Here is a 22,963-nt window from a genome sequence, read left to right as displayed (position 1 = left end):
GAGAAATAGATTGAAAGATTTTAGAGGGATATTCACCATTTGTTTAGTCATATTTTTAATTATTGGAGGTTTTTTAGTATATGATTTTACTAAAAAACCTCCTGAACCTTCTAATTATTCAATACGTTCACTGACTCATTCTGAAAACATTGAGGAACTCGGTACCTTTAGTTCGAATCTTATCAATGTATCCTCTCCATCTTTATACGGGTATTTAATTAAATCGGAAAATGATGAGCCTTATTTGATGGTTGTTGAAAGAAGTTATGGTAAAGATAAAGACGTAAACGGCTATTATTTTAAAATGAGCAAAATGAAAGAAATGAGCCAGGAAGAAAAGGATTCTTTAAATAATTTATTAATTTATTATGATGGAAAGAGTATCTTAGGGAAAAATGAGGTTATTTTAACGGAGAAAGATACATCAACGGTAAAAACTTTTTATAAAATTGATATGGGAGACTTTATTTTGTGGTCATCTGGATCAAATGATTATATTAAAGCGAATTATAAGCAATATGATTTTTTGAGAACATTCTGATCTTCGCTTAGTTGACAGCGCTTTTCAAGCGCCTTTTGAAATCCGCGCTAAGAGCGGTTTTATCTGAATTAGCAGGTATTAATATTGAGGATTTGACTGTGAATAAGTACGGGTAATCCGTAAAGGTGCAATAAAGAACAGTTAGTTTATTTTACGATATCGAGGGACAAGAACATCTGTAAAACGGAAGTCGCATAAAATGCGGCTTTTTTATTTTCTTCATGGGCTGAAAAGTCTGAAGTGTCTGATGAGATTATTCACTACATGACGGACTTCTTGGACTGGTTACCTACTTATAACCCCGAAACAAAAGAAAGTCACAAAGGGATAAATTCCTACGTGGTAACCGTTATTAATAAGCCGGGAGCAGAGAAGCTAAAAAAGATATTAGGTAAATGGCTTGATTATCGAAGAAGCACCTGAACAAAAAACATTGCTTGAATGGGAAACTAGGCCATAAAGTTGTGCAATAGTGAATCGTCAATACTTTTTCACAAAACCCGTATTTTGTACATATGTCATGGAAGTTTGAACAACTCTTTTCCCACCACCCACATTTTTTATGAGTGTTTTTTTCTATTCCTCTTCATTATTTTGTTTTGCTTTTAACTTAGCTATTACTCGAAATTTTATATTATCCAGAGTCAGACAGATATAACCAGCCACACCTGCCACTATAAAACTACCCAAGAGAATTCCTTATGTACTAGAGATATTACAGTAAAATATAACACTGTATAAACCACAAGTCCCAACACTGTCTTCTGAAATGGGAATTTTTTATTCTTCTTATGTTTATTTTCACTCATAGTTAAATCTCCTTACTTAGCTTGATGATGACTTGATAATTGTCTAAACTTTCTTAGATAAACCTCTCTTTACTTTCTGCTTTAAATCATATCACAAATTGTTCTCTCTATTGTACATCCTGCAATTTAAACCTCTGTCGGCGTAAGAACTTTTTTGTTTTCTGAGGTTCTGGGTAACCTTGATCTCTTCAACGATGTGTCCCTTGTAATGGTCCCATTAGTAACAAAAAGTCCGCTTGCGCGGACAATATTTTCAGCGATTCAGTTATATCAGTTCTATACGTATTATTAATCACCCATTGGACCAGCTGCTTGTTTTCAAACCAAATCTTGCCCCTTATTAGGAGCCCGATTGTTCTTATCCAATGTATCGAGTAAATGGACCAAAATGGTATTCGAATGAGCCAGGTAAGACGTCTGATCCATCATTTGATCCGGAAGTTGGACATACGTGCCTGGTTCAATTTCATCGCCGCAGTGTTCAATCAGCTTTAAGATGCTGTCATTGCTGCTCTCCAGGTGAAATTGCAGCCCGATCACGTGGCCGTTGTATTCGAACGCCTGATTAGCGCAGCCAAGACTGATTGCAGCCGTCTTAACTTCATCAGGTAATTCAAACGTATCTCCATGCCAGTGAAAAGGAACATACTCCTGTGGAAACTGTTTAAAAACTACAGAGTTCTGAGACTCTTCCGTCATTTTTACAGGATGCCAGCCAATCTCCTTGTACTGATTTCTGTATACTTTTCCGCCAAGCGCTTCAGCAATCAGTTGTGCGCCCAAGCATATGCCGAGTACCATCTTCGACTGCCGGATTGTTTCTTTAATAAATGCCTTCTCGTGAACCAGCCATGGAAACTTCTCCTCATCGTAAACCCCCATCGGGCCGCCCAGAATGACGAGCATATCGAACTCCGACTGAAGTGGGAAATGCGTGCTTTCGTATAATAAAGTGCCCGTTAACTCATAGCCTTTGTCCTTAACCCAATCCGATATTCGTTCAGGCGATTCGAATGGAACATGCTGCAAGTAATGAATTCTCATATTATTCCACTTCCCTAAAGTATTTTTTCGTTTTGTTCAGTGCAAGTAGAAGCTGCTCTACATCCTCTTCCGTATTATATAAATAAAAGCTGGCACGGGCCGTAGCACTGGCTCCAAAATGTTTCATCAACGGTTGACAGCAATGATGCCCGGCACGAATCGCTACGCCATATGTGTCCAGTACCGTAGCCAGATCATGCGGATGGATCGTGTCCAAATTAAACGTCACCAAGCCAAACCGACCTTCCTCCGTTCCATACATCGTTAAATGATCGATTTGTTTCATTCGTTCTACCGCATAGCTGGTTAATTGCTTGTCATGCGCTTCGATGACATCCAATCCGATTTGTTCAAGAAAATCAATGGCCGCACCCAAGCCAATTGCTCCCGCGATAATTGGCGTCCCCCCTTCGAATTTCCACGGCAGCTCCTTCCAGGATGAGTCGTGTAGACCGACATAATCGATCATTTCTCCACCAAATTCGATCGGCTCCATTTGCTCGAGATAAGCTCTTTTTCCGTATAACACTCCGATGCCGGTTGGCCCGCACATTTTATGTCCCGAGAAGGCATAAAAATCGCAATCCAGCTCTTGCACATCCACCTTGATATGAGGAATACTTTGAGCCCCATCTACCATGACGACTGCCCCATGCTTATGGGCGATTGCCGCGATTTGCTTCACTGGATTGGTAACACCCAATACATTGGAAATATGTGAAACAGATACGACTTTCGTGCGATCTGTGATCGTTTTTTCCGCCGCTTCGATCGAAAATGTCCCATCGGCTTGCAACGGTATATATTTCAACACTGCACCTGTCGCCTTTGCTGCTTGCTGCCACGGAAGGAGATTGCTGTGGTGCTCCATAGCGGAGACGACAATCTCATCGCCCTCTTTGCATACCGCTCGTGCATAACTGCTGGCCACAAGGTTTATTGATGAAGTTGTCCCCCGCGTAAAAATAATTTCCAGAGCCCGTTCTGCATGGATAAAACGAGCTGCTTTCGCCCGCGCTCCTTCATAAGCATCTGTTGCGCGCGAACCTAACGTGTGAACCCCTCGATGGACGTTCGCGTTATCTCGTTCATAATAGTGTTTCAAGGTCTCAATGACCTGAATCGGTTTTTGAGCCGATGCTGCGCTATCTAGGTAGGTGAGCGGATGACCGTTAACTTTTTGGCCCAATATGGGGAACAGTTTTCTTATATTAGAAGTATCCAGAATGATCACCCCTTATTGCTGATCCTAATCAATGCTTGATAAGCGCTGATCGTCCTTTCGATATCCTCGTCGGAATGAGCTGCCGAGACGAAATTCACCTCGTAAGGTGTAGGGGCAGTTAAAATACCGAGCTCCAGCATGGTTGCATAATACGCTTTAAATAACTGCATATTCGAACGTTTGGCGGTATCGTAGTTAACAACCTCCTGCTCTGCAAAAAAAAGCTGTAAACATAGAGCCCACCCTTGTGTCAACGATCCGCCAAGCTTGTGCATGCTTGTTGCAGCCATATCTGCCCCAGCCTGCATAGCTGATAACGGAAGTATGTTATTAAAGTGGAGCAATGCCCCATGCGCCTCGTCAACAAGTACCGGTATGCCGTAATCATGAGCTAAATCAACGATGGCTTTCAGATCGGTACATACACCGAAATAGGTTGGATTGATCACGAGTACCGCTTTGGCATCCGTATGTCTTTCAATCGCCTTCTTCACTGAACGAACAGAAACGCCATGATCGATCCCCCATCGTCGGTCTCTCTCGGGTGTGACGAATACAGGTTTAGCTCCAGCAAAGATGATGGCAGATAAAATCGACTTATGTAGGTTGCGCGGCACAATAATTTTATCGCCCGGCCCACACACAGACGTAATCATCGTGATAATCGCACTACTCGTTCCTTGCACGGAAAACAATGTATAGTCGGCGTCAAAAGCATGGGCAGCCAAGCGTTGGGCTTCGTCAATCACGCCAGTAGGCTGGTGCAAATCATCCAATGGCGCAATATTGATCAAGTCAATGGACAGGGCATTTTCGCCTAGAAATGTTTTAAACCCGGCTTCCATCCCTTCTCCTTTTTTATGGCCCGGTATATGAAATGGAATCGGGTTTCGATCCGCATGCTCGAGCAAGGCAGTAAACAATGGTGTACGATGATGATCCATTATTGTTGTTCAATTCCTTTCAAAACGAGATAGCAAGATAAAGATATTGTAATTTAAAGTTGAACCAGACCCTATATATTCAGCCGTTCCTTTTTTGGAAATCAGACAAAAAATCCGCTAAAGCTTTGCAATGATCATAAGGAACTGCATTATAAATAGAAGCACGCAAATGTCCTGCATCCCGATGGCCTTTCAGTCCCATGAACCCTTCCTGCTCCAGTTCAACAAGTAACTTGTTTTCAATTTCTGGACTGGATGCACGAAAGGTAACGTTCATCATCGATCTGCTGTCCTTATAAGCCAATCCTTTATAAAATCCGCCGCTGTTGTCGAGCACATGATAAAGAAGATCCGCTTTCTGCTGGTTGCGGTCAGCCATCCCTTGTACGCCCCCTTGTTTCATAATCCACCTGAGCACAAGGTTCACCATATATACAGAAAAAACTGGCGGTGTATTGTAGAGCGAATGATGGTTGACATGTGTGCGATAACTTAATATATCGGGAATCGCTTCCGGAATGCGCTCCAGCAAAGAGCGTCGGACAATGACGATCGTGACGCCCGCAGGTCCCAAATTTTTCTGAGCGCCTGCGTATATCAATGAAAACCCAGATGCTTCAACGGGACGGGAAAAAATATCGCTAGACATATCCACCACTAAGGGGACATGTCCGGTATCAGGGAAGCTTCGGCATTGTAGGCCGTCAATCGTTTCGTTGGATGTGAGATGGACATACGCCATCTCCTTCGGAATATTCAAGTTGCTTAGATCGGGCATCTGTTTGAAATTTTGTTTCTCCCCGCTTGCCAACACGAGGGTCTGCCCTGTTTTCTGCGCTTCTTGCCATGCTTTTCCCGACCATGTCCCGCAGTGTATATACCCCGCAACTTTTCCATCTGTCAAAAAGTTGATCGGCACCATCGAAAATTGCAGGCTTGCCCCTCCGGGAAGAAATAAAACCTCATAATCTGAAGAGAGGCCCATCAATTCTTTAATTAACTGTTGTGCTTCATGATGAATGGCTTCGTATGCTTTGCTTCGATGGGAGATTTCCAGAATGGATGTGCCAATCCCTCGAAAATTTCGCAAATCTTCTTGCGCTTCCTGCAATACTTCCGCCGGCAACGCCCCCGGACCGGCATTAAAATTATAGGTATTAGCCATAGCTCATCCCTCCTGTAGACCTTCATATAAAGGGAATTGCGACGTGATTTCCTGCACACTTCTTCGAATTTGCTTCTTGGCGACTGAACTCTCAGTATTTTTAAGTGTTAGTCCAATAAGCCGGGCAATTTCTTTCATTTCTTGGTGTCCCAATCCTCTTGTTGTCATAGCTGGAGTCCCGAAGCGAATGCCGCTCGTCACAAGCGGGCTTGCCGTATCATGAGGAATCGCATTTTTATTCCCCGTGATCCCCACCTCATCAAGTATGCTTTCAGCTTCTATCCCGGTTAATCCGATCGGGCGCAGGTCGAGCAAAATAATATGATTGTCGGTACCTCCCGATACAACGGTTAACCCTTCATTTAATAATGCCTCAGCCAATACTTTGGCGTTATCCAGCACTTTTTCGATATAAGATTTGAATTCCGGTTGCAACGCTTCGCCGAACGCAACCGCTTTTGCCGCGATGGTATGCATAAGAGGACCGCCTTGGACTCCAGGAAAGATCGCTTTATCCATGGCTTGCGCCCACGGCTTGCGGCACATGATGATACCGCCTCTTGGACCTCGCAGCGTTTTATGCGTCGTCGTCGTAACAAAGTGCGCGTGCGGAATGGGGCTAGGATGGAACCCTGCCGCGACAATTCCTGCAATATGCGCCATATCTACAAAGAAAAGTGCTCCTACTTCGGCTGCGATTTGAGCAAATGGCTCAAAATCGATCGTCCGCGGATAAGCGCTGGCACCAGCAACGATCATACGCGGGCGGTGCTTAAGCGCAAGTTGTCGCACAAGATCAATGTCAATGCAACCCGATTTTTCATCAACACCATAAGGCACAAAATTGTAGAATCTTCCGGAAAAATTAACCGGGCTCCCATGTGTCAGATGGCCGCCATGAGATAAATTCATGCCTAGAATCGTATCCCCCGGTTCAACGGAGGCAAAATAAACCGCCATATTTGCCTGAGCGCCGGAGTGAGGCTGCACATTGACATGTTCTGCACCAAATAGGGTTTTCGCACGCTCTATAGCCAGTTCCTCGACCCGATCCACATATTCACAACCGCCATAATATCTTCTTCCCGGGTATCCTTCGGCATACTTATTGGTCAGTACCGTACCCGTTGCTTCCATAACGGCTCGGCTCACAAAATTTTCCGAAGCAATCAACTCTATTTTATTTCGCTGTCGTGCTGCTTCTTGCCAAATGGCGTTTGCAATGATTTTGTCCTGTTGTTCCAATAATTTCATAGACGTCTTCCTTCCCACCAACGCGTTGCAATAGCAACGATTTTCATGATAGTATAGCAATCAATGGATTATAAATAACTATCCATAAACCGTTAATCTGAACAATCCATAATTCCAAAATAAATATTGGAGGTGAATCCGATGCTCAAAGTGAACCGAGATGATGAACGTCCCATTTGGCAGCAGTTGCTTGACCAAGCGATCCACAATATTACGACCGGAAAATGGCCGCCTGGCGAATTGCTGCTCCCGTCCCGCGAGCTCGCGCAACTGATTGGAGTTTCCCGTTCAACCATCCAAAGTGTGTATGAGGAGCTATTCAGTCGCGGATACACCGTAACCTCTCGCCGCGGCGGAACAAGAGTTAGTGAATGGACGTATAAGCCCCATTCTGCAGACGAGGTGCCAGCCCTAGGGCCTGCTGCGCCAGAATTGCCGCTATTAAACACCGCCATCGGCCATTTGCATAGCTGGTTCGGAAACAAAGAAAAGGGTAAAGATGAGATCGATTTCAGTCCCCATGAACCGTATTTAGATGACCACTTTCTAAATAATTGGCGGCAATCCTTTTTGCAGGCTTCTACAGAAACAGACCTGGACAGTTGGGCCTACGGTGACGCCTATGGATATCTGCCGCTGCGAAAACAGATTCAGCGTTATTTGTCGCTTGAACGAGGCGTTCATGTGGAGGTCGATCAAATTCTGCTGACCTCAGGCGCACAACATAGCCTCGATTTAATCGCCCAATCCCTGCTGCATGAAGGAGCAACCGTTTCGGTTGAAGATCCCGGCTTCCCTGCTGCCTGGATGGCGATGAAGTACCGACGTATGCAAGTTGTATCCGTCCCGGTCGACGAGCACGGGCTATGCGTAGACGGCATTCACCCTGAATCCAGACTTGTGTATGTTACGCCATCGCATCAGTGCGCGGTTGGCGTTATTATGTCGGAGCCTCGCAGGCAACAATTGCTGCATTTGGCTGCGGATCAGCGATTTTGGATCGTTGAGGATGATTACGACAGTGAATTTCGCTATCGCGGCGACCCGCTTCCCACTTTGTTCAGCCAGCGGCCTCAGAACACGTTATATATGTTGAGTTTTTCCAAAATGATCGCTCCCGGTATTCGGATGTCGGCCCTCGTTGGCCCCAAAGAAGCCATTCGTCAGCTCGCTCGCATCCATGAACTAACCTATCGTCATCTTCCGATTATGGAGCAAATAACGCTCACCCATTTTATCGAACACGGTCACTTCATGCGCCATATGAGAAAAGTGCGGAATATATACCGGCGAAGACACGCAGCCATGACGAAAGCCATCTTCGCGACAAGTTTGAGCGAACGCTTCACGTTAAGCGGCGCAGAAACAGGGCTGCATATGCTGCTTGAAGCTGAGCCATCGTTTGACGAGGTAACCGTGACGAGCCTTGCGCTGCAAAGAGGAATCCGCATCTATCCGCTCAGCCAGTATGGTTTGGAAAGCAAGCGAAAAGGCTGGGTACTGGGTTTCGCTAAAGTTGACGAAGCCGCCATTAAAGAAGGGATTGAGCGTCTGGCAGAGATCCTTTTGCACAAGTAGCCCTGCCAGAGGCTTGCTTATATGGCAGCCCCGCTTGCGCTGCCATTACGTTCTTTCAGCACCTTGTTCAAAATGTCGATCGCTTGATCGATCTCATCGAAAGTTACGTACAAGCTTGGCATAAAACGGATGACGTGGGTTCCTCCCGCTAGAACAAGCAGTCCATTCTGGTGCAGCTTCTGAATGATAGGCGCAACAGCTTCGGCAAATTCAATGCCTATCAACAGTCCTAGTCCTCGAACGGCACGGATGACTGGATAAGCTTTCAATTCCTTGCGCAGCTTATCCAGCGCATATGCTCCCGTCTGTTGCGCTTGCTTTGACAATCCGTCCTCCAGCAATATTTCAATCGTTGCCAGCCCTGCTGCCATAGGAAGAGGCGAACCGCCAAACGTGGAAGCGTGGCTGCCGACTGAAAAGGCCTCTTTTAGCTTCTCCTTCCCCAGCATCGCCCCGATCGGCAAACCGCTGGCCAATCCCTTCGCCAGTGTGATCATATCCGGATCGATGCCATACTGCTCATAGGCGAACAGGCTTCCCGTTCTCCCGATTCCGGTTTGCACTTCATCGACGATCATAAGAATTCCTTCCTCTTTGCATAGCTTAGTCAGCTCAAATACGAATTTGGGTTCGGCAAGATGAACGCCGCTCTCTCCCTGCACCAGTTCGAGCATGACAGCTGCCGTTTTGTTCGTAATGCTGTTTCTTACGCTCTGAATATCGTTAAAGCGAGCATGCACAAACCCTTCCGGCAAAGGAAGAAACCCATCCTTAACCTTTTCTTGTCCGGTTGCTGTCAAAGTAGTCATTGTACGGCCATGGAACGATTGTTCAAACGTAATAATCTCGTAGCGATTATTTCCCAGCACGCGCTGGTGATACCGGCGAGCGCATTTGATCGCCGCTTCGTTTGCCTCAGCGCCGCTATTGCAGAAAAACACAAGTTCCGCACAGCTGATTGTCACAAGCTTCTCGGCAAACTCTTCCTGAATCGGGATATGAAACAAATTGGATACATGCCATAATTGCTCCAGTTGCTCTTGAATCCGTGTTTTTACCCGCTCCGGAACATGACCCAAATTACAAACGGCAAGTCCAGCCATAAAGTCCAAATACGATTCCCCTTCATCATCCCACAAGGTGGTTTGATGTCCTCTCACCAGTGTGAGCGGGAACTTATTATAGGTAGGAAATAAATAACTCTTTTTCAGATTAACCACCGCTTTCTTATACACTGTTACTGACCGCGTTCCTGCATCCGTTCATGCTCCCGCAAACTGGATATTTCAATTCCTTTCATTGGCGTTCCCAAGTTTTTCGAAACGTCTGCAAGTAATACATAATCTTCGTAGTGTGTCGTGGCTTCAACAATCGCGAGTGCAAACTTTTCGGGGCTATCCGACTTAAAAATACCCGATCCTACAAAGACGCCGTCCGCGCCCAGATGCATCATTAGGGCTGCATCGGCTGGCGTAGCCACCCCACCTGCCGCAAAGTTGACAACCGGCAGCTTGCCGGATTCGTGAACCTGCAACAGCAGATCATATGACACGCCGTGCAACTTCGCTTCGTGGTACAATTCGTCTTTAGATAGACCTTGCACTTTGCGAATCTGACCATTGATCAAGCGCATGTGACGTACCGCTTCCACAATGTTGCCTGTCCCTGGTTCGCCCTTCGTGCGAAGCATGGCGGCTCCTTCCTGAATGCGGCGCAGTGCTTCGCCAAGATCTCTGGCACCGCAGACAAAAGGAACGGTGAATTCGCTTTTGCTAATATGGAACACCTCGTCTGCAGGTGTCAGCACTTCGCTCTCGTCAATATAATCTACGCCTAACGATTCGAGTACTTTGGCTTCTACATAATGTCCGATGCGAGCTTTGGCCATCACCGGTATCGATACAACCTTCATGACCTCTTCCACAATGGTTGGATCAGCCATGCGGGCTACTCCGCCAGCTGTGCGGATATCGGAAGGCACACGCTCAAGTGCCATAACGGCTGTTGCTCCGGCCGCTTCCGCAATCTTGGCCTGCTCGGCATTCATCACGTCCATGATGACGCCGCCTTTTTGCATTTCCGCCATCCCTCTCTTTACCCGCTCTGTACCTGTATTCATGTTCGTGTGCATATTCTCGCCTCCTGTTGTTCTTATACATGGGCAGCTAACCCTGCGACAAGTCTCCAAAAAGTGCCGCCGACACCAAGCAAGGTCATATTAGCTGCTGATCTGACACCATAACTCGATAGGAAATGCGGGTTTGTGTCTGTATACCCATGCGTATTAGTGAAACACAACGTCAGTTTATCAAATTATGGTTTGTATCTATATATCCAAAAATGGTGTAATTGAGCAATCCATAAACAAAGTTGATTTTCAAGTCCTGTTATCCCATAAATTCTAATGTTGATAATTGACCAAAATAAAACCGCCTTGGTGAAAGGCGGTTTTGATAAGCTATCTCGTCAGCAATACCCGGTAGATCAATCGATTTAGATTGGTAGTCTATTTCAAATCCATATTCCATCCACTCCCTGAATCATTTCTCTCCAACTAATACCGATCCAAGCCTCAACCAGGTAGCCCCTTCTTCGATCGCAACTTCGAAATCATTGGACATCCCCATAGAAAGATGTTGCACGGGATAGGAAAAAATATCTTTTGCATTAAGTTCATCGCGTAATCGTCTCAATTCTCTAAAAACCGGTCTAGTCGCTTCAGCATCAAGCTCGTACGGGGCCATCGTCATCAGCCCCACGACTCGAATCTGTTTCATCCGCGAAACTTCCTGCGCAAATGAAAATAAAGCTTCCGGAGAAAGCCCTTGTTTGCTCTTCTCCCCCGAAACGTTAACCTGAATAAAACAATTTACGACGGCATTCAAATCAGCAGCCTTCTTCTCTATTTCTTTCATTAAAGATAAGCGGTCTAATGAATGTATATACTCGAATTTACCGATAACATCTTTTACTTTATTAGTTTGCAAATGACCGATAAAATGCCACGTTCCTAGTGGATGGAAGGTCTCATATTTAGACTGAGCTTCTTGCGTACGGCTTTCCCCGACATGGCCTATACCAGATAACAATACTTGCTCCACGGTTTTCATCGTCGTATATTTCGTTACAGCTATGATCTGGATCTCCTCTTCGCTTCTACCGCATCGCTCGCAAGCTTCGCGGATGCGATGTTCGACCATGGACAGACGATCTTGCAGATTCATTGGATCACTCCTCTTACGAATTGCTTGTTCCTCTCAAAACTTCCGATACGACATTCCAGATTCATTGCCTTACGTGTTGCCGGTCAGTCTTTCTCGAGAATCCGTCTCTGTTCCCGTCAAACGTTTAAGAAACGTATTTCTCCAATTCAAGGACAATTCTTCCACTTCGAGGACTTGTTTGATGCCCTCGATATTATCCTTCTCTCGGTGCATAATCCGATTGGCAAATGAAACTGTAATTTCCTTAGGATGACGATGAAGAAGCGATAGTCCGTCGTCTTTAGAGACAACCCCCTCTTCCAGAACGCGGAAGTAAAATCCCGTGTAGCCCGTTTGTTGTACCTTTAAGAGCATATCCGGTACACCGTGCCTGATCGTCAACTTGTAACAAGGCTGTCTTGGCTGACTAACTTGAACGATTGCTTTACCAAGCTCAAATACGTCCCCTATGCAGACATCAGTTTCCAACAAACCTCTTATCGTTAAATTTTCCCCTAAGGCGCCGCACTCTAACGGTCTTTTCAATTCATTCTCCCAAAATGGATAATGTTCGTGAGGATAGACACATACAGCCTTCTCCTTGCCTCCATGATGAACAAGATCCGCTTGCCCATCCCCTTCAAAGTTTAGATAAGATAGATATAAAGTTTCGTCTGTAGCCGTTTTGAATATCCCTGTGGAAACGTCCTTCTGCTGAAACTGGACCTCCCTTGGCATGCCCACATTTAGTGAAAGAATTTCGATAGATGCCATTTAAATCACCTCGCTCAAAGATTTTAATCAACAAGTTTGCTGATGTGACTATATACCGCGTTCCTGCATTGGTTCACGGTGAATCTCCATAGACCGTTCACAATGCGAAAACCGTACAGCATTGCAAAGAAGAAAAACACTATGCTAGTATATCAATAAGTGGATTGGTTACATACGTCCAATATGTCTGTATCTAAGCAATCCAAAAGAGGTATGAATTCACTTCATTCTATACGGGGGGATCAAATTGCTGGAAGTAAACAGGGACGATAAAAGACCCCTATGGCAGCAATTGCTCGGTCAAGCCATCGATCATATTACCAATGGTGTCTAGAAGCCAGGACAGCTCTTGATGCCCACTCGAGAGCTCGCTCAGCAGTTGGGAGTGTCCCGCTCCACCATCCAAATTGTGTATGATGAACTGCTAACCCGTGGTTATACGGTAACATCAGGACGCGGGGGGACACGCGTTAATGATTGGATTCAGATCATTGCCAAATGTGCTCCCTCGCTTGATCCGCCACAGCTTCCTGAACTGCCGTTGCTAGTCGAACAGTCCCAACACTGGTTTAGAAGTAAGGATAATCAGGAATCGGTCATTGATTTTAGTCCCTATCAACCTTTTGTAGATACGCAGTTGTTAAAAGCGTGGCGCAAATCGTATTTGAATGCCTCTTCCCAATTCAATGTTTCTTCCTGGTTTTACGGAGATGCTTATGGCTTTGAGCGTTTACGCCGACAAATCCAACGATATTTATCGCTAGAACGCGGGATTCATGTACAAACGGATCAAATCTTGCTAACATCCGGAGCCCAGCAGAGTATTGATCTCATCGCACAAACACTTTTGACCAAAGGAGATATCGTAACCGTCGAGGACCCAGGCTATCCCGTTGCTTGGATGACGATGAAATACCGGCAAATGAAGGTTACTCCAGTTCCTGTTGATGAGCACGGCCTTGTCATAGAGAAGGTGCCCGCTGAAGCGAAGCTCATACTTGTGACCCCTGCTCATCAGTGTGCCGTAGGTGTAATGTTATCAGAACCACGCAGGCAACAGCTTTTGCATAGAGCCGCTCAGCAACGTGCATGGATTGTCGAGGATGATTATGACAGTGAATTCCGGTACCGTGGAGATCCGATGCTCACTTTATTTAGCCAACTTCCACAAAATTGTCTCTATTTAATGAGTTTCTCGAAATTGACCATGCCGGGCATTCGCATATCCGCAATTGTTGGACCTGCCGAAGCTATTGCACAACTGGCTCGCGTGCAAGCGTTCACCTATCGCCACCTCCCGATCATGGAACAAGTGGCACTTGCACATTTCATCGAGCATGGGTATTTTATGCGCCTTATGCGACGAGCCAGAAATATTTATAGACGTCGTCATGAAGTCATGCAAAAGGCGATTACCGCCAGTGGTCTCGGAAACAAGTTCACGTTGCAAGGGATTGAAACCGGCTTGCATGTACTATTGGAAGCGGATGAATCGTTTGACGAGGATACGATGACCCTTCGGGCGCTTCAGGGCGGAGTTCGGGTACACCAGCTTCATTCCTATTGTTTGGAGAGTAGACGTAAAGGATGGGTATTGGGCTTTGCCAAGGTAGACGAAAGGCTTATTGAGGAAGGGATGTATCGACTTGCTGAAACGGTCTTGTAGCATGCTCTGGATAGAACACATCATCCTGTGATGTAAGGGTCTGTCAATAATTTTGTGTAAACCCACCAAGCGTAAAATGCTGATCGATGCGATCGGGGAAGAAGACGGGGTTCAATCAATGCACGCACCCGTATCATAATACGGAAAAAATTTACGTTGTTGGATCGGATGGGTCAATTTCTTAGGCTGTACCATTTTTAAAGAGTGTATCGTATGTCGCTGGATGCTGCGTTTAGATAAACATCTAATCAGTAATCGGACTTATTCTTGTCCATTCCGGTAATCGGTACAAGTTCTTGTCCTTGGCTAGGGACAAGAACTTGTACCGATAAAATAAAAAAGCCGCTAAAATAGCGACTTCAATGCGACCATATTTTCGTCTCTCGCCATTTAGTGTCATACATTAAAAGGCTATTGTTTTTCACATTTAAAATATATGTTTCTCCTCTGGTCGACCAGGCACAAAAAAGCCGGCTTTGACCGGCTGCTGTGTGTCTTGTTGTGCTAAAGTTTCCCTTTGTTCAGTACATACATACTGGCTTAGTTCCATCGTCCTCCTATGAGTCCTATAAGCCCTTCACAACCTCCACATCGATATCGATACGCCAGACCACGCCTCCAAAGCCGCTATTTATCCCAAGCTCCTAATGCAGAAATAAGGGGAAGAACGGAACGGACAGTGTGTAAGCCATATGATTAAGAAACAAGCCGATCCACAGGATGCTATAGATTTAGTTTCCACTGCTCCAGAGTTCACTCTCCCCTCTCATCCAGCTGGCGCTATCTCATCATGCGTATACGAATTCCGCCTGATCGCGCTTCTGATACAGCTCCCAATACTTCTCAGCTATTGCATCTGGATCATAAGCGGTACCTTTCGTAACATAGCCGCCAATCGTAACCGTGCCAACATAAATGTTGTCAGGCTGCAATTCTTGGGCAAGCGATAATGCAAGCGAGCGTACTCCAGCTTTGCCAATCGACAAGGATGCGTAATCCGGACTTGGCGAGAGTGCGAAGCCACCGCCCGTAATCAGAATCGTTCCTTCTTTGCGTTCGCGGAATGCTGGAATAACCTCTTTCACACTCGACAGTGCTCCTACAACATTCACTTTGAATTCGTCGATCAGCTGCTGCTCTTCTAATGTCGAGATAGCGGCTTTAGAGATAAACGCTGCGTTATACAGCAGCACATCTGGTGTTCCATGCTGCTCACGGATCGTCTGGAACGCCTCCGAAATCGACTCCGGTTTAGATGCATCGGCTGCTACTGTGTAGGCTTCAATCGATTGGTCGCGAAGCTCGTTCGCGAGCACCTCCAGCGATAATGGATTACGGGCGACGAGTACAACTCGGAAGCCGTTCGAACCAAATTTACGTGCCACTGCTGCACTAACGCCTGGACCTGCACCGACAATAACGAGATTTTTGCTCATTGGAATCGCTCCTTGATTAATTGGTTTTCAAATCCCACTCATTTACATTATTGAACGCGCCTAGGTTAAGCGGCTTGCCGCCTACCACGACATTTGATACTGCCTGGAGTCGTTTCTCCGAGTAGATGCTGAGCGTCGGGAGATCGTCGTGCAGAATTTGCTGCAGCTTATTGTAGATGTCGTGCCGTTTGGCTGGGTCAGACTCGGTCGCCCCTTGCGAGATGAACTCATCGGCCTTTGGATTATGATAGAAAATAAAGTTGTTTGCATTATCGCCCTTGAACAGCGAGAAGTAGTTGCTAGGCTCAATGTAGTAATCCCGATTGAAAATCGTAAGATCATACTCTCCCTTGTCTACCTTCTGAATGAGCGTGCTGAAGTCGAATTTTTGCACCTCGACATTGATACCTACGTCCTTCAAGTTCTGAACGAGAATGTCCGATGCTTGTTCGCGAATCTTGTTGCCTGCAGGCACGAGGAACCGCAGCGTCTTGTTGGTGTCCCATCCAGCTTCCTTAAGCAGCGCCTTCGCCTTGTCCGGATCGTATGTGAAGAGCTGAATATCCTTGTTGTAATAAAGGTTGTCGCTTGGCACACTTCCGTCGATCACCTCCGCTTGCCCCTTGAACAGCTGATCGACGATGAGCTGACGATTCAGCGCATATGCAATCGCTTGGCGAACTTTAACATCATTAATCGTCTTATTGTTGAAGAACAGCTCCGCTGGCTCTGATGGACCGCTCGAGTCAACATTCAGGTTCGGCAATGCTTTCAGCTTGTCATAATCGGTAATCGGGATGAGTCCAACCGGCAGTGAGTTCATCTGGATGTCACCTGTCTGCAGCTGTGCAATGAGATTCGTCGCTGGCAGCACCTTGACGTAAATTTTGTCTAGCTTCGCGACTGGGCGATAGTAATTGTCGTTGCGGACGACCTCCGTATATTGATCCTTCTTGAAGTCCGCAAACTTGAAGGCGCCGATCGTAACTTCCGGTTTCTGAAAATACGGGTTCGTCGCTAGCTGATCGGGAACAACGTCTTTCAACACATGCTCCGGAATGAAGTATACCTTCGTTGCGAACGTCTCCTTGAAAATATTCGGATCGATTGGCGTCTTCGTCTTCACTTTGAACGTATGCTTATCTACGATTTTAAGACCCGACAGCTCTGTCTGACCCTCTTCCAGCTTTCCAGCGTCGTTCGTCCCATCGATGAAGCTCAGACGAAACGAGCTCTCTACCTTTGGATTAAGTGCCGTAAGGAGCGTGAAACGTACATCGGCAGTCGTGAACGGCTGGTCGTCATTCCACTTGGCATTCGGATTCAGCTTTACAACATAGTTCTGATTGTCTGTCGTCTCTACGGAATCGGCAAGCTTCGGTAGAAACTCAAACGACGTATTGATATCGAGAAGTGAGTCGTTAATAAGAGGCAGCACCGTCCGGGTTGCAGAATCCCCTTGGTCGTTGATTTGGTTAAGGGTTGGCGGAGAGTTCACGATGCCGATCGTAACAACTTTCTCTTTCACAGATGCCGCAGTGGTTTTATCGGTATTTGTAGTGTCAGCAGCCTTCGTTGAATCTGTGCTGGAATTCTGAGCTGAAGTACAAGCCGACAAGAGCACTAGCAGTACAGCAAGTAGCGTGAATGTAATGAACCGCAACGATGATTTCAAATGGTATTCCTCCTTGGATAAATTAGAATGAGAAGCGGTTGCGAGACTACCTTTTTAACAAAATCAACTCTTCGGATCGAGCGCATCACGCAGTCCGTCACCAACGAAATTAATTGCCAGCACCGTAATTAATAGCATCGTTCCTGCGGGAACCCACAGCCAAGGCTGGTCGGTCAATACCGTTAGCGATTGCGCGTCACTTAGCATATTGCCCCAGCTGGCTGTAGGCGGCTGAACACCCATGCCGAGAAAACTGAGACCCGCTTCGCTCATAATCGCACTTGCGATGCCGAACGTTGCGTTGACGATAATTGGACCAATTGCGTTCGGAAGCAGGTGCCGGAACCAAATGCGCGGTGCACTGTAGCCCAGAGCACGGCCAGCTTTAATATAATCCAGCTCCTTCAGAGATAGGACGCTGCTTCTGACGAGTCTTGCAACCGCAGGCCAAGAGAACAGCGCCAAGACTACGATAATGGTCTTCAGGCTAGCACCGAGCGCACTCACGACGACCAGAATGACCATCAGGAACGGGAAAGCCATGAACATATCTGTTACCCGCATGACGATCATATCCAGCCAACCGCCGACATAGGCCGAAATTAGTCCGACCAATGTGCCGAACAAGACATATAGGCCGACAGTCGAGAAACCAACGATCAATGAGACGCGAGCAGCTATGATCAGACGGCTCAGTACATCTCGACCCACTTGGTCCGTGCCGAGCCAATGATCGCCGGATGGCGCAGCGGAGAAAGACGTTGTTACCGCATACGGTGAATGCGGCGTTAATAGGGGTGCGAGCAAACCGGTTATCAACAAAAGAAACGTAACAACCAGACCAATTACGGCAAGCCGATGCTTCATGAACCGGCCTGCAACCTGTCGGAACAATCCAGCAGTTGGTATCGATTCCAACTCATTCGTATCCCATTCCTTTCTCGTATCCTGCTGCTGATGCGCGTAGGCTGCAGGTAACGAATCGGCAGGCACGAATGCAGTATCCTGAGGTTCCATTTCATTTACACGCATAAGCACCTTCCTCATCTGTACTGGATTCGCGGATCAGCGAACGAATAGAGAATGTCGGTTATGAGATTAGAGGTCATGACAACGATCGCAGCGACGAGATTAAGCGCCATCAATGTGGGATAATCACGCGATAGAATCGATTGCATAGTCAACTGACCAATACCTGGCCATTGAAAGATCTGCTCGACTAGAATGCTTCCTCCCAACAGAACAGGAATTTCGGTTCCGAATACGGTGAGAATCGGCAGCAGTGCATTACGCAGCGCATGCTTGTAGACCACCATCGATTCCTTGACGCCCTTCGCTCGTGCAGTTCTCAAATATTCCTGACTAAGCACATCCAGCATGCTTGCACGGATATAACGGATCTTTTTCCCGACGATGCCGATAGCAAGTACAGTGGCCGGCAGAATCAGATGATGCAATGTATCGCTGAAGCCGCCCCCTCTGCCGAGCGTGCTCATCCCTCCTGTCGGCAGCCAATGTAACTTCAATGCGAACACATAGATCAAGCTTAGACCCAGGAAAAATGGTGGTATCGATAAGCCGATGAATGCCAGGCCAGTCATCGTATGGTCGAATGCTTTATTGTGCCGCACCGCACTTGCAATACCGAGCGGGATCGCAGTAAGCAGCCCTGTTAGCAATGCCGTAAGGGCAAGCAGCAGCGTAGGTCCGATTCGCTGACCAATCATGCCCGCAACAGGAGCGTATGAACTGAAGGAATAGCCAAGCTGTCCATGCAAAAGCCCTTTCAGCCAATGCCAATATTGGACGGGTAAGGAACTGTTCAGGCCAAGCATCTCTCTCTTCGCGTCCAGCAGTTCAGGTGGCGTATTCGGATCGATCAGCATATCGACGGGATTACCGGGCGCGAGCTTCATGATGATAAAGCTGATAACCGTAATGCCTAGTAGCACCGGAAATGAGATGAGCAGTCTTCGAGTTAAATAGAACAGCATGCGTTATTCGCAATCCTCCCTTCTTATCGCTCCATCATTACCAGAGCGGATAATGGCAAGCTGCAGCATGAATACTACCGTCTAGCTGTGGCTCCTGCTCACGGCACTTCGCCTGTGCGTAGGGACAACGTGTATGGAAGCGGCAGCCTCTAGGGGGACTTGCCGGATTCGGCGCCTCACCGTCAAGCACCACCTTCTCTCGCACACGCAAACGTGGATGAGAGACAGGGTTTGCATCCAGCAGCAGCTTCGTATACGGATGTCTCGGTGAGTCGAATAGACGATTCTTATCGCCGAGCTCAACGATCTGTCCAAGGTACATAACCGCTATTCGCGTGCTTATGTACTTGACCGCTCCGAGTCCGTGCGCAATGAACAGATACGTTAAACCAAGCTCCTTCTGAAGGTCCTGCAACAGATTTAGAATCTGGGCTTGTATCGACACGTCGAGGGCTGAGACGGGCTCATCGCATACAATAAGCTTCGGCTGAACCGATAGCGCCCGTGCGATACCAATTCGCTGCCGCTGGCCTCCTGAGAATTCGTGCGGGAACCGATCTTTGCTCGATCGGGGCAAGCCGACAAGCTCCAGTAAACGATCGACCTCTGCCGCAATTTCAGCATTGACGGATAGTCTGTGTGCTCGAAGCGGCTCTGCAAGCAGCTCTCCTACTCGCTGTCGAGGATTCAAGGAAGCATAGGGGTCTTGAAATATCAATTGCATTTGCGTTCTTAACGGCTTCATCCTGCGTTCAGAGAAATGAGTGATCTCCTCTTGCTCGAACCAGATCCGGCCCTCATGCACATCCTCTAGACGGAGAAGCGTGCGGCCAATCGACGATTTGCCACAGCCCGACTCACCTACCAGGCCAAGCGTTTCGCCAGGATAAATGTTTAACGTTACGCCATCTACCGCTCTAACGTATCCAGCTGTCCGGCTGAACACACCTCTTCGGATCGGGTAATACGTCCTTACATTGTCCAGCCGTGCAATCGGTAGTGCGTGATGAGCGTTATGGGCAGACTCTTGGTTTACAACTTCGGTTGTCATATGGCATTGCCCCCTGCCGTCGCGTTCTGTTCGATGCCAGTCGGCGGCACTGCGAGCCAACAGCGTACAAGCCGATTCTCTCCAGCAGCGGCAAGCGGAGGCGTGCTTTGTTTGCAACATTCTTGTGTGTAAGCACATCGCGTATGGAACCGACAACCCTGCGGAAGACGATTCAGCGCGGGTACCGTTCCTGGAATGGATAGAAGCCGCTCATCGTTCGCCCCTGCAGCTTTTTGAAGCGATGGCATCGCATGCATTAATCCTTGTGTGTAGGGATGCAGCGGACGATCGAATAATGATTCAGCATCTGCCTGCTCCACGATCTGACCGGCATACATAACGACAACCTTATCCGCCATCTCGGCGACCACGCCAAGGTCATGGGTAATGAGCACAATTGTCGTTCCGCTTCCCTCTTGCAACCTCTTCAGCAGCTGCAAGATTTGTGCCTGCACCGTCACATCCAATGCTGTCGTTGGCTCATCCGCGATTAGCAGCTGGGGCTTGCTTGCAATCGCCATTGCGATGACGGCACGCTGTTTCATCCCGCCCGACAACGTATGCGGGTAACCATTCATGATGGACTCTGGCCTTGATATGCCTACCCGTCGCAGGAGGTCAATCGCATATTCCTTGGCCTCTCTGCCTTTCCGTTTCGAATGCAGCTTAATCGCTTCCCGCAATTGATGACCAACCGTGAATACCGGATTCAGTGCAGCCATCGGTTCTTGAAAGATGATCGCGATGTCCTTGCCGCGAATACGCCGCAGCTCCTTCTCGGACTTATTCAACAGATTGTCACCCTTGAATCGGATCTCGCCTTGCTGTATAAAAGCATTCTCACCTAGCAGCCGCATAATGGATTGTGATGCTACACTCTTGCCACTGCCCGATTCGCCGACAATGCAGATTGTCTCCCCTTCGGCTGCTGTCAGAGACAAGTCCTCCACGACAGTTACAGCTTGCCCATTATCGGTTTTGAAACCGATTGACAGTCGATCGATCTCCAGCAGCGGCGCCGTCATCGACTGACCTCGACTCGTTCGGATAGGGTGATCGGCGGCAGAACATCCGACGGAATCGCAGGTACATATTTGTGGTGAAGCGTCGCCTGGCGGAATTCCTCCTTAGCTCGTGACAATGATTCTTCGTTCGTAATCAGTTCATAAGCAGCGAGTGCGATTAGCTTTGCAGCATACTGCATGCCTTTGCGGCCAATGGAGGAGCCGAAGGATGCCGTTGCTTGCCAAGTATGTACTTGTACGCCAACCGGAGCGCATGTTGTTGTAATGGTACCGACAGGCGTAATCCAAGACACATCTCCCAGATCGGTCGAGCCTCCTAGCGTAACACCAACTGGCTTCCATGTTGCGAAACTCGTTGGAAGAAGTCCTTCCTCTCCAAGCCCCAGCCGTTCCTGTTGAATCCTAGCTTGGCGCAGCGCAGCAGAATCCACGCTGTCCGTTAGCGAAACCGCCCATTCCAACTCCTCTTCTGTAAAAGCAAGCGGTCCTGCTTCCTCCCACTGCTTCACGAGCAGATCATTCAGCGTCTCATTCGGCTTGAAATCGTAGGCGCCAGCCTTAATCTCCCATTTGACAGTTGTTTCCGTCATTAGAGCGGCACCTCGTGCAATATTGAGTAGACGCTGAAGCAGACCGTCCACATGCTCGCGATTCACGCCCCGCAGAAAGTACCACACGCTTGCGTGGTCTGGTACGATATTCGGTACGATCCCTCCATCTGTAATGGTGTAATGAATACGGGAACCGTCAGGCACATGTTCCCGTAAGTAATTCGCACCCACATTCATAAGCTCTACTGCATCGAGTGCGCTTCTGCCCAGATGAGGAGCAGCTCCTGCGTGTGCAGCACGGCCATGGAAATGGAGCTCAATAGAAGTTAGCGCTGATGTGCCGGCAGATACAGCTAGATTGGAGGAACCAGGATGCCAAGTAAGAGCTGCGTCCAGATCATCGAACACCCCATCACGAGCCATAAACGTCTTACCTGACAGCACCTCCTCAGCGGGGCATCCGTAATAACGCACTGTACCCGATTGCCCTTCTGTTAGCAGTCGATCCATAATCGCGATCGCTGCCTCTACACCTGCAGTTCCAAGCAGATTATGACCACAGCCATGCCCAGCTCCATTGTGTACGATTGGCTCATGCTTGACCCCTACGCGTTGCGACAACCCTGGCAAGGCGTCGAATTCACCAATGATCCCAATTACTGGGGATCCGCTACCGTTTTCAGCAATGAACGCTGTTCGAATGCCTCCTACCTCCTTAGTAATGCGAAATCCTGCATCCTGCAGCACTTCGATTTGTGCTTCGGATGCGAACCGCTCTTCATACGCGAGCTCAGGATGTGCCCAGATTTGATCGGCCAGATGGTCGAAGCTTGCTTGATTTTGTTCAATCCATTCCACGATATGCTTCTTGCTCATGACTAGCCTCCTCAACTATGAGTTCATTTCACTAATTTCATTAATCCGCATCTGGATAGTCAACATTAAGTTGAACATAATCTATCATCGCGCCTCCCGTGCGTCAATAAATCCGATTATAGGATTGTTTTATATGTCGATATAGGAATTCG

Annotated in this window: 17 protein-coding genes and 2 pseudogenes; 3 read left to right on the top strand and 16 right to left on the bottom strand. The window is 47.5% G+C overall.

The annotated features are described in order from the left end of the window. Positions 1 to 10 precede the first annotated feature (10 nt). Positions 11 to 541 (top strand): hypothetical protein, encoded by a 531-nt coding sequence (locus tag EJP77_RS02250; RefSeq protein ID WP_127197547.1) that lies wholly within the window; start codon positions 11 to 13, stop codon positions 539 to 541. Between the two features lie 1,127 nt (positions 542 to 1,668). Here the strand turns inward: EJP77_RS02250 and EJP77_RS02245 are convergent. The 5 genes and pseudogenes from EJP77_RS02245 to EJP77_RS02225 form a co-directional block, all read right to left on the bottom strand. Next, the gene (locus EJP77_RS02245; RefSeq protein ID WP_127197546.1) at positions 1,669 to 2,394 is read right to left on the bottom strand and encodes a type 1 glutamine amidotransferase; all 726 of its coding nucleotides are present in this window, start codon (positions 2,392 to 2,394) and stop codon (positions 1,669 to 1,671) included. 1 nt (position 2,395) lies between these two features. Next, entirely contained in the window at positions 2,396 to 3,619 is a 1,224-nt protein-coding gene (locus EJP77_RS02240) for a cysteine desulfurase (RefSeq protein ID WP_127198270.1), read from the bottom strand. Positions 3,620 to 3,852: 233 nt separating this feature from the next. Beyond that, a pseudogene (locus EJP77_RS02235) lies at positions 3,853 to 4,563 on the bottom strand (aminotransferase class I/II-fold pyridoxal phosphate-dependent enzyme); the annotation flags it as partial. 79 nt (positions 4,564 to 4,642) lie between these two features. Continuing rightward, entirely contained in the window at positions 4,643 to 5,728 is a 1,086-nt protein-coding gene (serC, locus tag EJP77_RS02230) for a 3-phosphoserine/phosphohydroxythreonine transaminase (protein WP_127197545.1), read from the bottom strand. Between the two features lie 3 nt (positions 5,729 to 5,731). Beyond that, a complete protein-coding gene (locus tag EJP77_RS02225) occupies positions 5,732 to 6,982 on the bottom strand; it encodes a serine hydroxymethyltransferase (RefSeq protein ID WP_127197544.1) in 1,251 nt (416 codons plus the stop codon). A 141-nt stretch (positions 6,983 to 7,123) separates the two neighbouring features. On the opposite strand from EJP77_RS02225, the gene pdxR (EJP77_RS02220) reads away from it, so the two are divergent. Then, positions 7,124 to 8,560 carry a MocR-like pyridoxine biosynthesis transcription factor PdxR gene (gene pdxR, locus EJP77_RS02220; protein ID WP_127197543.1) on the top strand — a complete coding sequence of 479 codons (1,437 nt, stop codon included), beginning with the start codon at positions 7,124 to 7,126 and terminating at the stop codon, positions 8,558 to 8,560. Positions 8,561 to 8,577: 17 nt separating this feature from the next. Here pdxR (EJP77_RS02220) and EJP77_RS02215 read toward each other — a convergent pair whose 3' ends face one another. The 4 genes from EJP77_RS02215 to EJP77_RS02200 form a co-directional block, all read right to left on the bottom strand. Further along, complete coding sequence (locus EJP77_RS02215; RefSeq protein ID WP_425464218.1) at positions 8,578 to 9,795, bottom strand: acetylornithine transaminase; 1,218 nt, start codon at positions 9,793 to 9,795, stop codon at positions 8,578 to 8,580. A 2-nt stretch (positions 9,796 to 9,797) separates the two neighbouring features. After that, positions 9,798 to 10,679 (bottom strand): pyridoxal 5'-phosphate synthase lyase subunit PdxS, encoded by an 882-nt coding sequence (gene pdxS, locus EJP77_RS02210; protein ID WP_127198268.1) that lies wholly within the window; start codon positions 10,677 to 10,679, stop codon positions 9,798 to 9,800. Positions 10,680 to 11,100: 421 nt separating this feature from the next. Further along, on the bottom strand, positions 11,101 to 11,784 hold the full coding sequence (locus tag EJP77_RS02205; RefSeq protein WP_127197542.1) for a YggS family pyridoxal phosphate-dependent enzyme: 684 nt from the start codon (positions 11,782 to 11,784) through the stop codon (positions 11,101 to 11,103). Positions 11,785 to 11,853: 69 nt separating this feature from the next. Beyond that, complete coding sequence (locus EJP77_RS02200) at positions 11,854 to 12,537, bottom strand: MOSC domain-containing protein (protein WP_127197541.1); 684 nt, start codon at positions 12,535 to 12,537, stop codon at positions 11,854 to 11,856. A 247-nt stretch (positions 12,538 to 12,784) separates the two neighbouring features. Here EJP77_RS02200 and pdxR (EJP77_RS02195) point away from each other — a divergent pair. Continuing rightward, positions 12,785 to 14,203, top strand: a pseudogene (gene pdxR, locus EJP77_RS02195) (MocR-like pyridoxine biosynthesis transcription factor PdxR). 788 nt (positions 14,204 to 14,991) lie between these two features. On the opposite strand, the gene EJP77_RS02190 reads toward pdxR (EJP77_RS02195), so the two are convergent. The 7 genes from EJP77_RS02190 to EJP77_RS02160 all read right to left on the bottom strand — a co-directional run bounded on the left by EJP77_RS02190 (position 14,992) and on the right by EJP77_RS02160 (position 22,811). After that, positions 14,992 to 15,639 (bottom strand): SDR family NAD(P)-dependent oxidoreductase, encoded by a 648-nt coding sequence (locus EJP77_RS02190; protein ID WP_127197540.1) that lies wholly within the window; start codon positions 15,637 to 15,639, stop codon positions 14,992 to 14,994. A 16-nt stretch (positions 15,640 to 15,655) separates the two neighbouring features. Then, entirely contained in the window at positions 15,656 to 17,314 is a 1,659-nt protein-coding gene (locus EJP77_RS02185; protein WP_246021634.1) for an ABC transporter substrate-binding protein, read from the bottom strand. Between the two features lie 63 nt (positions 17,315 to 17,377). Then, positions 17,378 to 18,346, bottom strand: coding sequence for an oligopeptide ABC transporter permease (opp4C, locus tag EJP77_RS02180; RefSeq protein WP_246021633.1), 969 nt, complete (start codon positions 18,344 to 18,346; stop codon positions 17,378 to 17,380). A gap of 11 nt (positions 18,347 to 18,357) precedes the next feature. Further along, complete coding sequence (locus EJP77_RS02175; protein WP_127197539.1) at positions 18,358 to 19,308, bottom strand: ABC transporter permease; 951 nt, start codon at positions 19,306 to 19,308, stop codon at positions 18,358 to 18,360. Between the two features lie 37 nt (positions 19,309 to 19,345). After that, positions 19,346 to 20,359, bottom strand: a complete 1,014-nt coding sequence (locus EJP77_RS02170; protein ID WP_127197538.1) for an ABC transporter ATP-binding protein — start codon at positions 20,357 to 20,359, stop codon at positions 19,346 to 19,348. After that, positions 20,356 to 21,384 carry an ABC transporter ATP-binding protein gene (locus tag EJP77_RS02165; RefSeq protein WP_127197537.1) on the bottom strand — a complete coding sequence of 343 codons (1,029 nt, stop codon included), beginning with the start codon at positions 21,382 to 21,384 and terminating at the stop codon, positions 20,356 to 20,358. The genes EJP77_RS02170 and EJP77_RS02165 overlap by 4 nt, the downstream gene beginning before the upstream one ends. After that, the gene (locus tag EJP77_RS02160) at positions 21,381 to 22,811 is read right to left on the bottom strand and encodes an amidohydrolase (protein ID WP_127197536.1); all 1,431 of its coding nucleotides are present in this window, start codon (positions 22,809 to 22,811) and stop codon (positions 21,381 to 21,383) included. Before EJP77_RS02160 ends, EJP77_RS02165 begins: the two co-directional genes overlap by 4 nt. Positions 22,812 to 22,963: the final 152 nt, after the last annotated feature.

Source organism: Paenibacillus zeisoli (assembly GCF_003994465.1).
GTDB lineage: Bacteria > Bacillota > Bacilli > Paenibacillales > Paenibacillaceae > Fontibacillus > Fontibacillus zeisoli.
This window is presented reverse-complemented; position numbering and strand designations above follow the sequence as displayed.

What these genes read in the sequence shown, in the direction of transcription:
- EJP77_RS02170 (WP_127197538.1), bottom strand. Translation starts at nt 20,359, where the DNA reads ATGACAACCGAAGTTGTAAACCAAGAGTCTGCCCATAACGCTCATCAC.
- EJP77_RS02165 (WP_127197537.1), bottom strand. Translation starts at nt 21,384, where the DNA reads ATGACGGCGCCGCTGCTGGAGATCGATCGACTGTCAATCGGTTTCAAA.
- EJP77_RS02245 (WP_127197546.1), bottom strand. Translation starts at nt 2,394, where the DNA reads ATGAGAATTCATTACTTGCAGCATGTTCCATTCGAATCGCCTGAACGA.
- serC (WP_127197545.1), bottom strand. Translation starts at nt 5,728, where the DNA reads ATGGCTAATACCTATAATTTTAATGCCGGTCCGGGGGCGTTGCCGGCG.
- EJP77_RS02175 (WP_127197539.1), bottom strand. Translation starts at nt 19,308, where the DNA reads ATGCTGTTCTATTTAACTCGAAGACTGCTCATCTCATTTCCGGTGCTA.
- EJP77_RS02200 (WP_127197541.1), bottom strand. Translation starts at nt 12,537, where the DNA reads ATGGCATCTATCGAAATTCTTTCACTAAATGTGGGCATGCCAAGGGAG.
- pdxR (WP_127197543.1), top strand. Translation starts at nt 7,124, where the DNA reads ATGCTCAAAGTGAACCGAGATGATGAACGTCCCATTTGGCAGCAGTTG.
- opp4C (WP_246021633.1), bottom strand. Translation starts at nt 18,346, where the DNA reads ATGCGTGTAAATGAAATGGAACCTCAGGATACTGCATTCGTGCCTGCC.
- EJP77_RS02225 (WP_127197544.1), bottom strand. Translation starts at nt 6,982, where the DNA reads ATGAAATTATTGGAACAACAGGACAAAATCATTGCAAACGCCATTTGG.
- EJP77_RS02205 (WP_127197542.1), bottom strand. Translation starts at nt 11,784, where the DNA reads ATGAATCTGCAAGATCGTCTGTCCATGGTCGAACATCGCATCCGCGAA.
- EJP77_RS02190 (WP_127197540.1), bottom strand. Translation starts at nt 15,639, where the DNA reads ATGAGCAAAAATCTCGTTATTGTCGGTGCAGGTCCAGGCGTTAGTGCA.
- pdxS (WP_127198268.1), bottom strand. Translation starts at nt 10,679, where the DNA reads ATGAATACAGGTACAGAGCGGGTAAAGAGAGGGATGGCGGAAATGCAA.
- EJP77_RS02160 (WP_127197536.1), bottom strand. Translation starts at nt 22,811, where the DNA reads ATGAGCAAGAAGCATATCGTGGAATGGATTGAACAAAATCAAGCAAGC.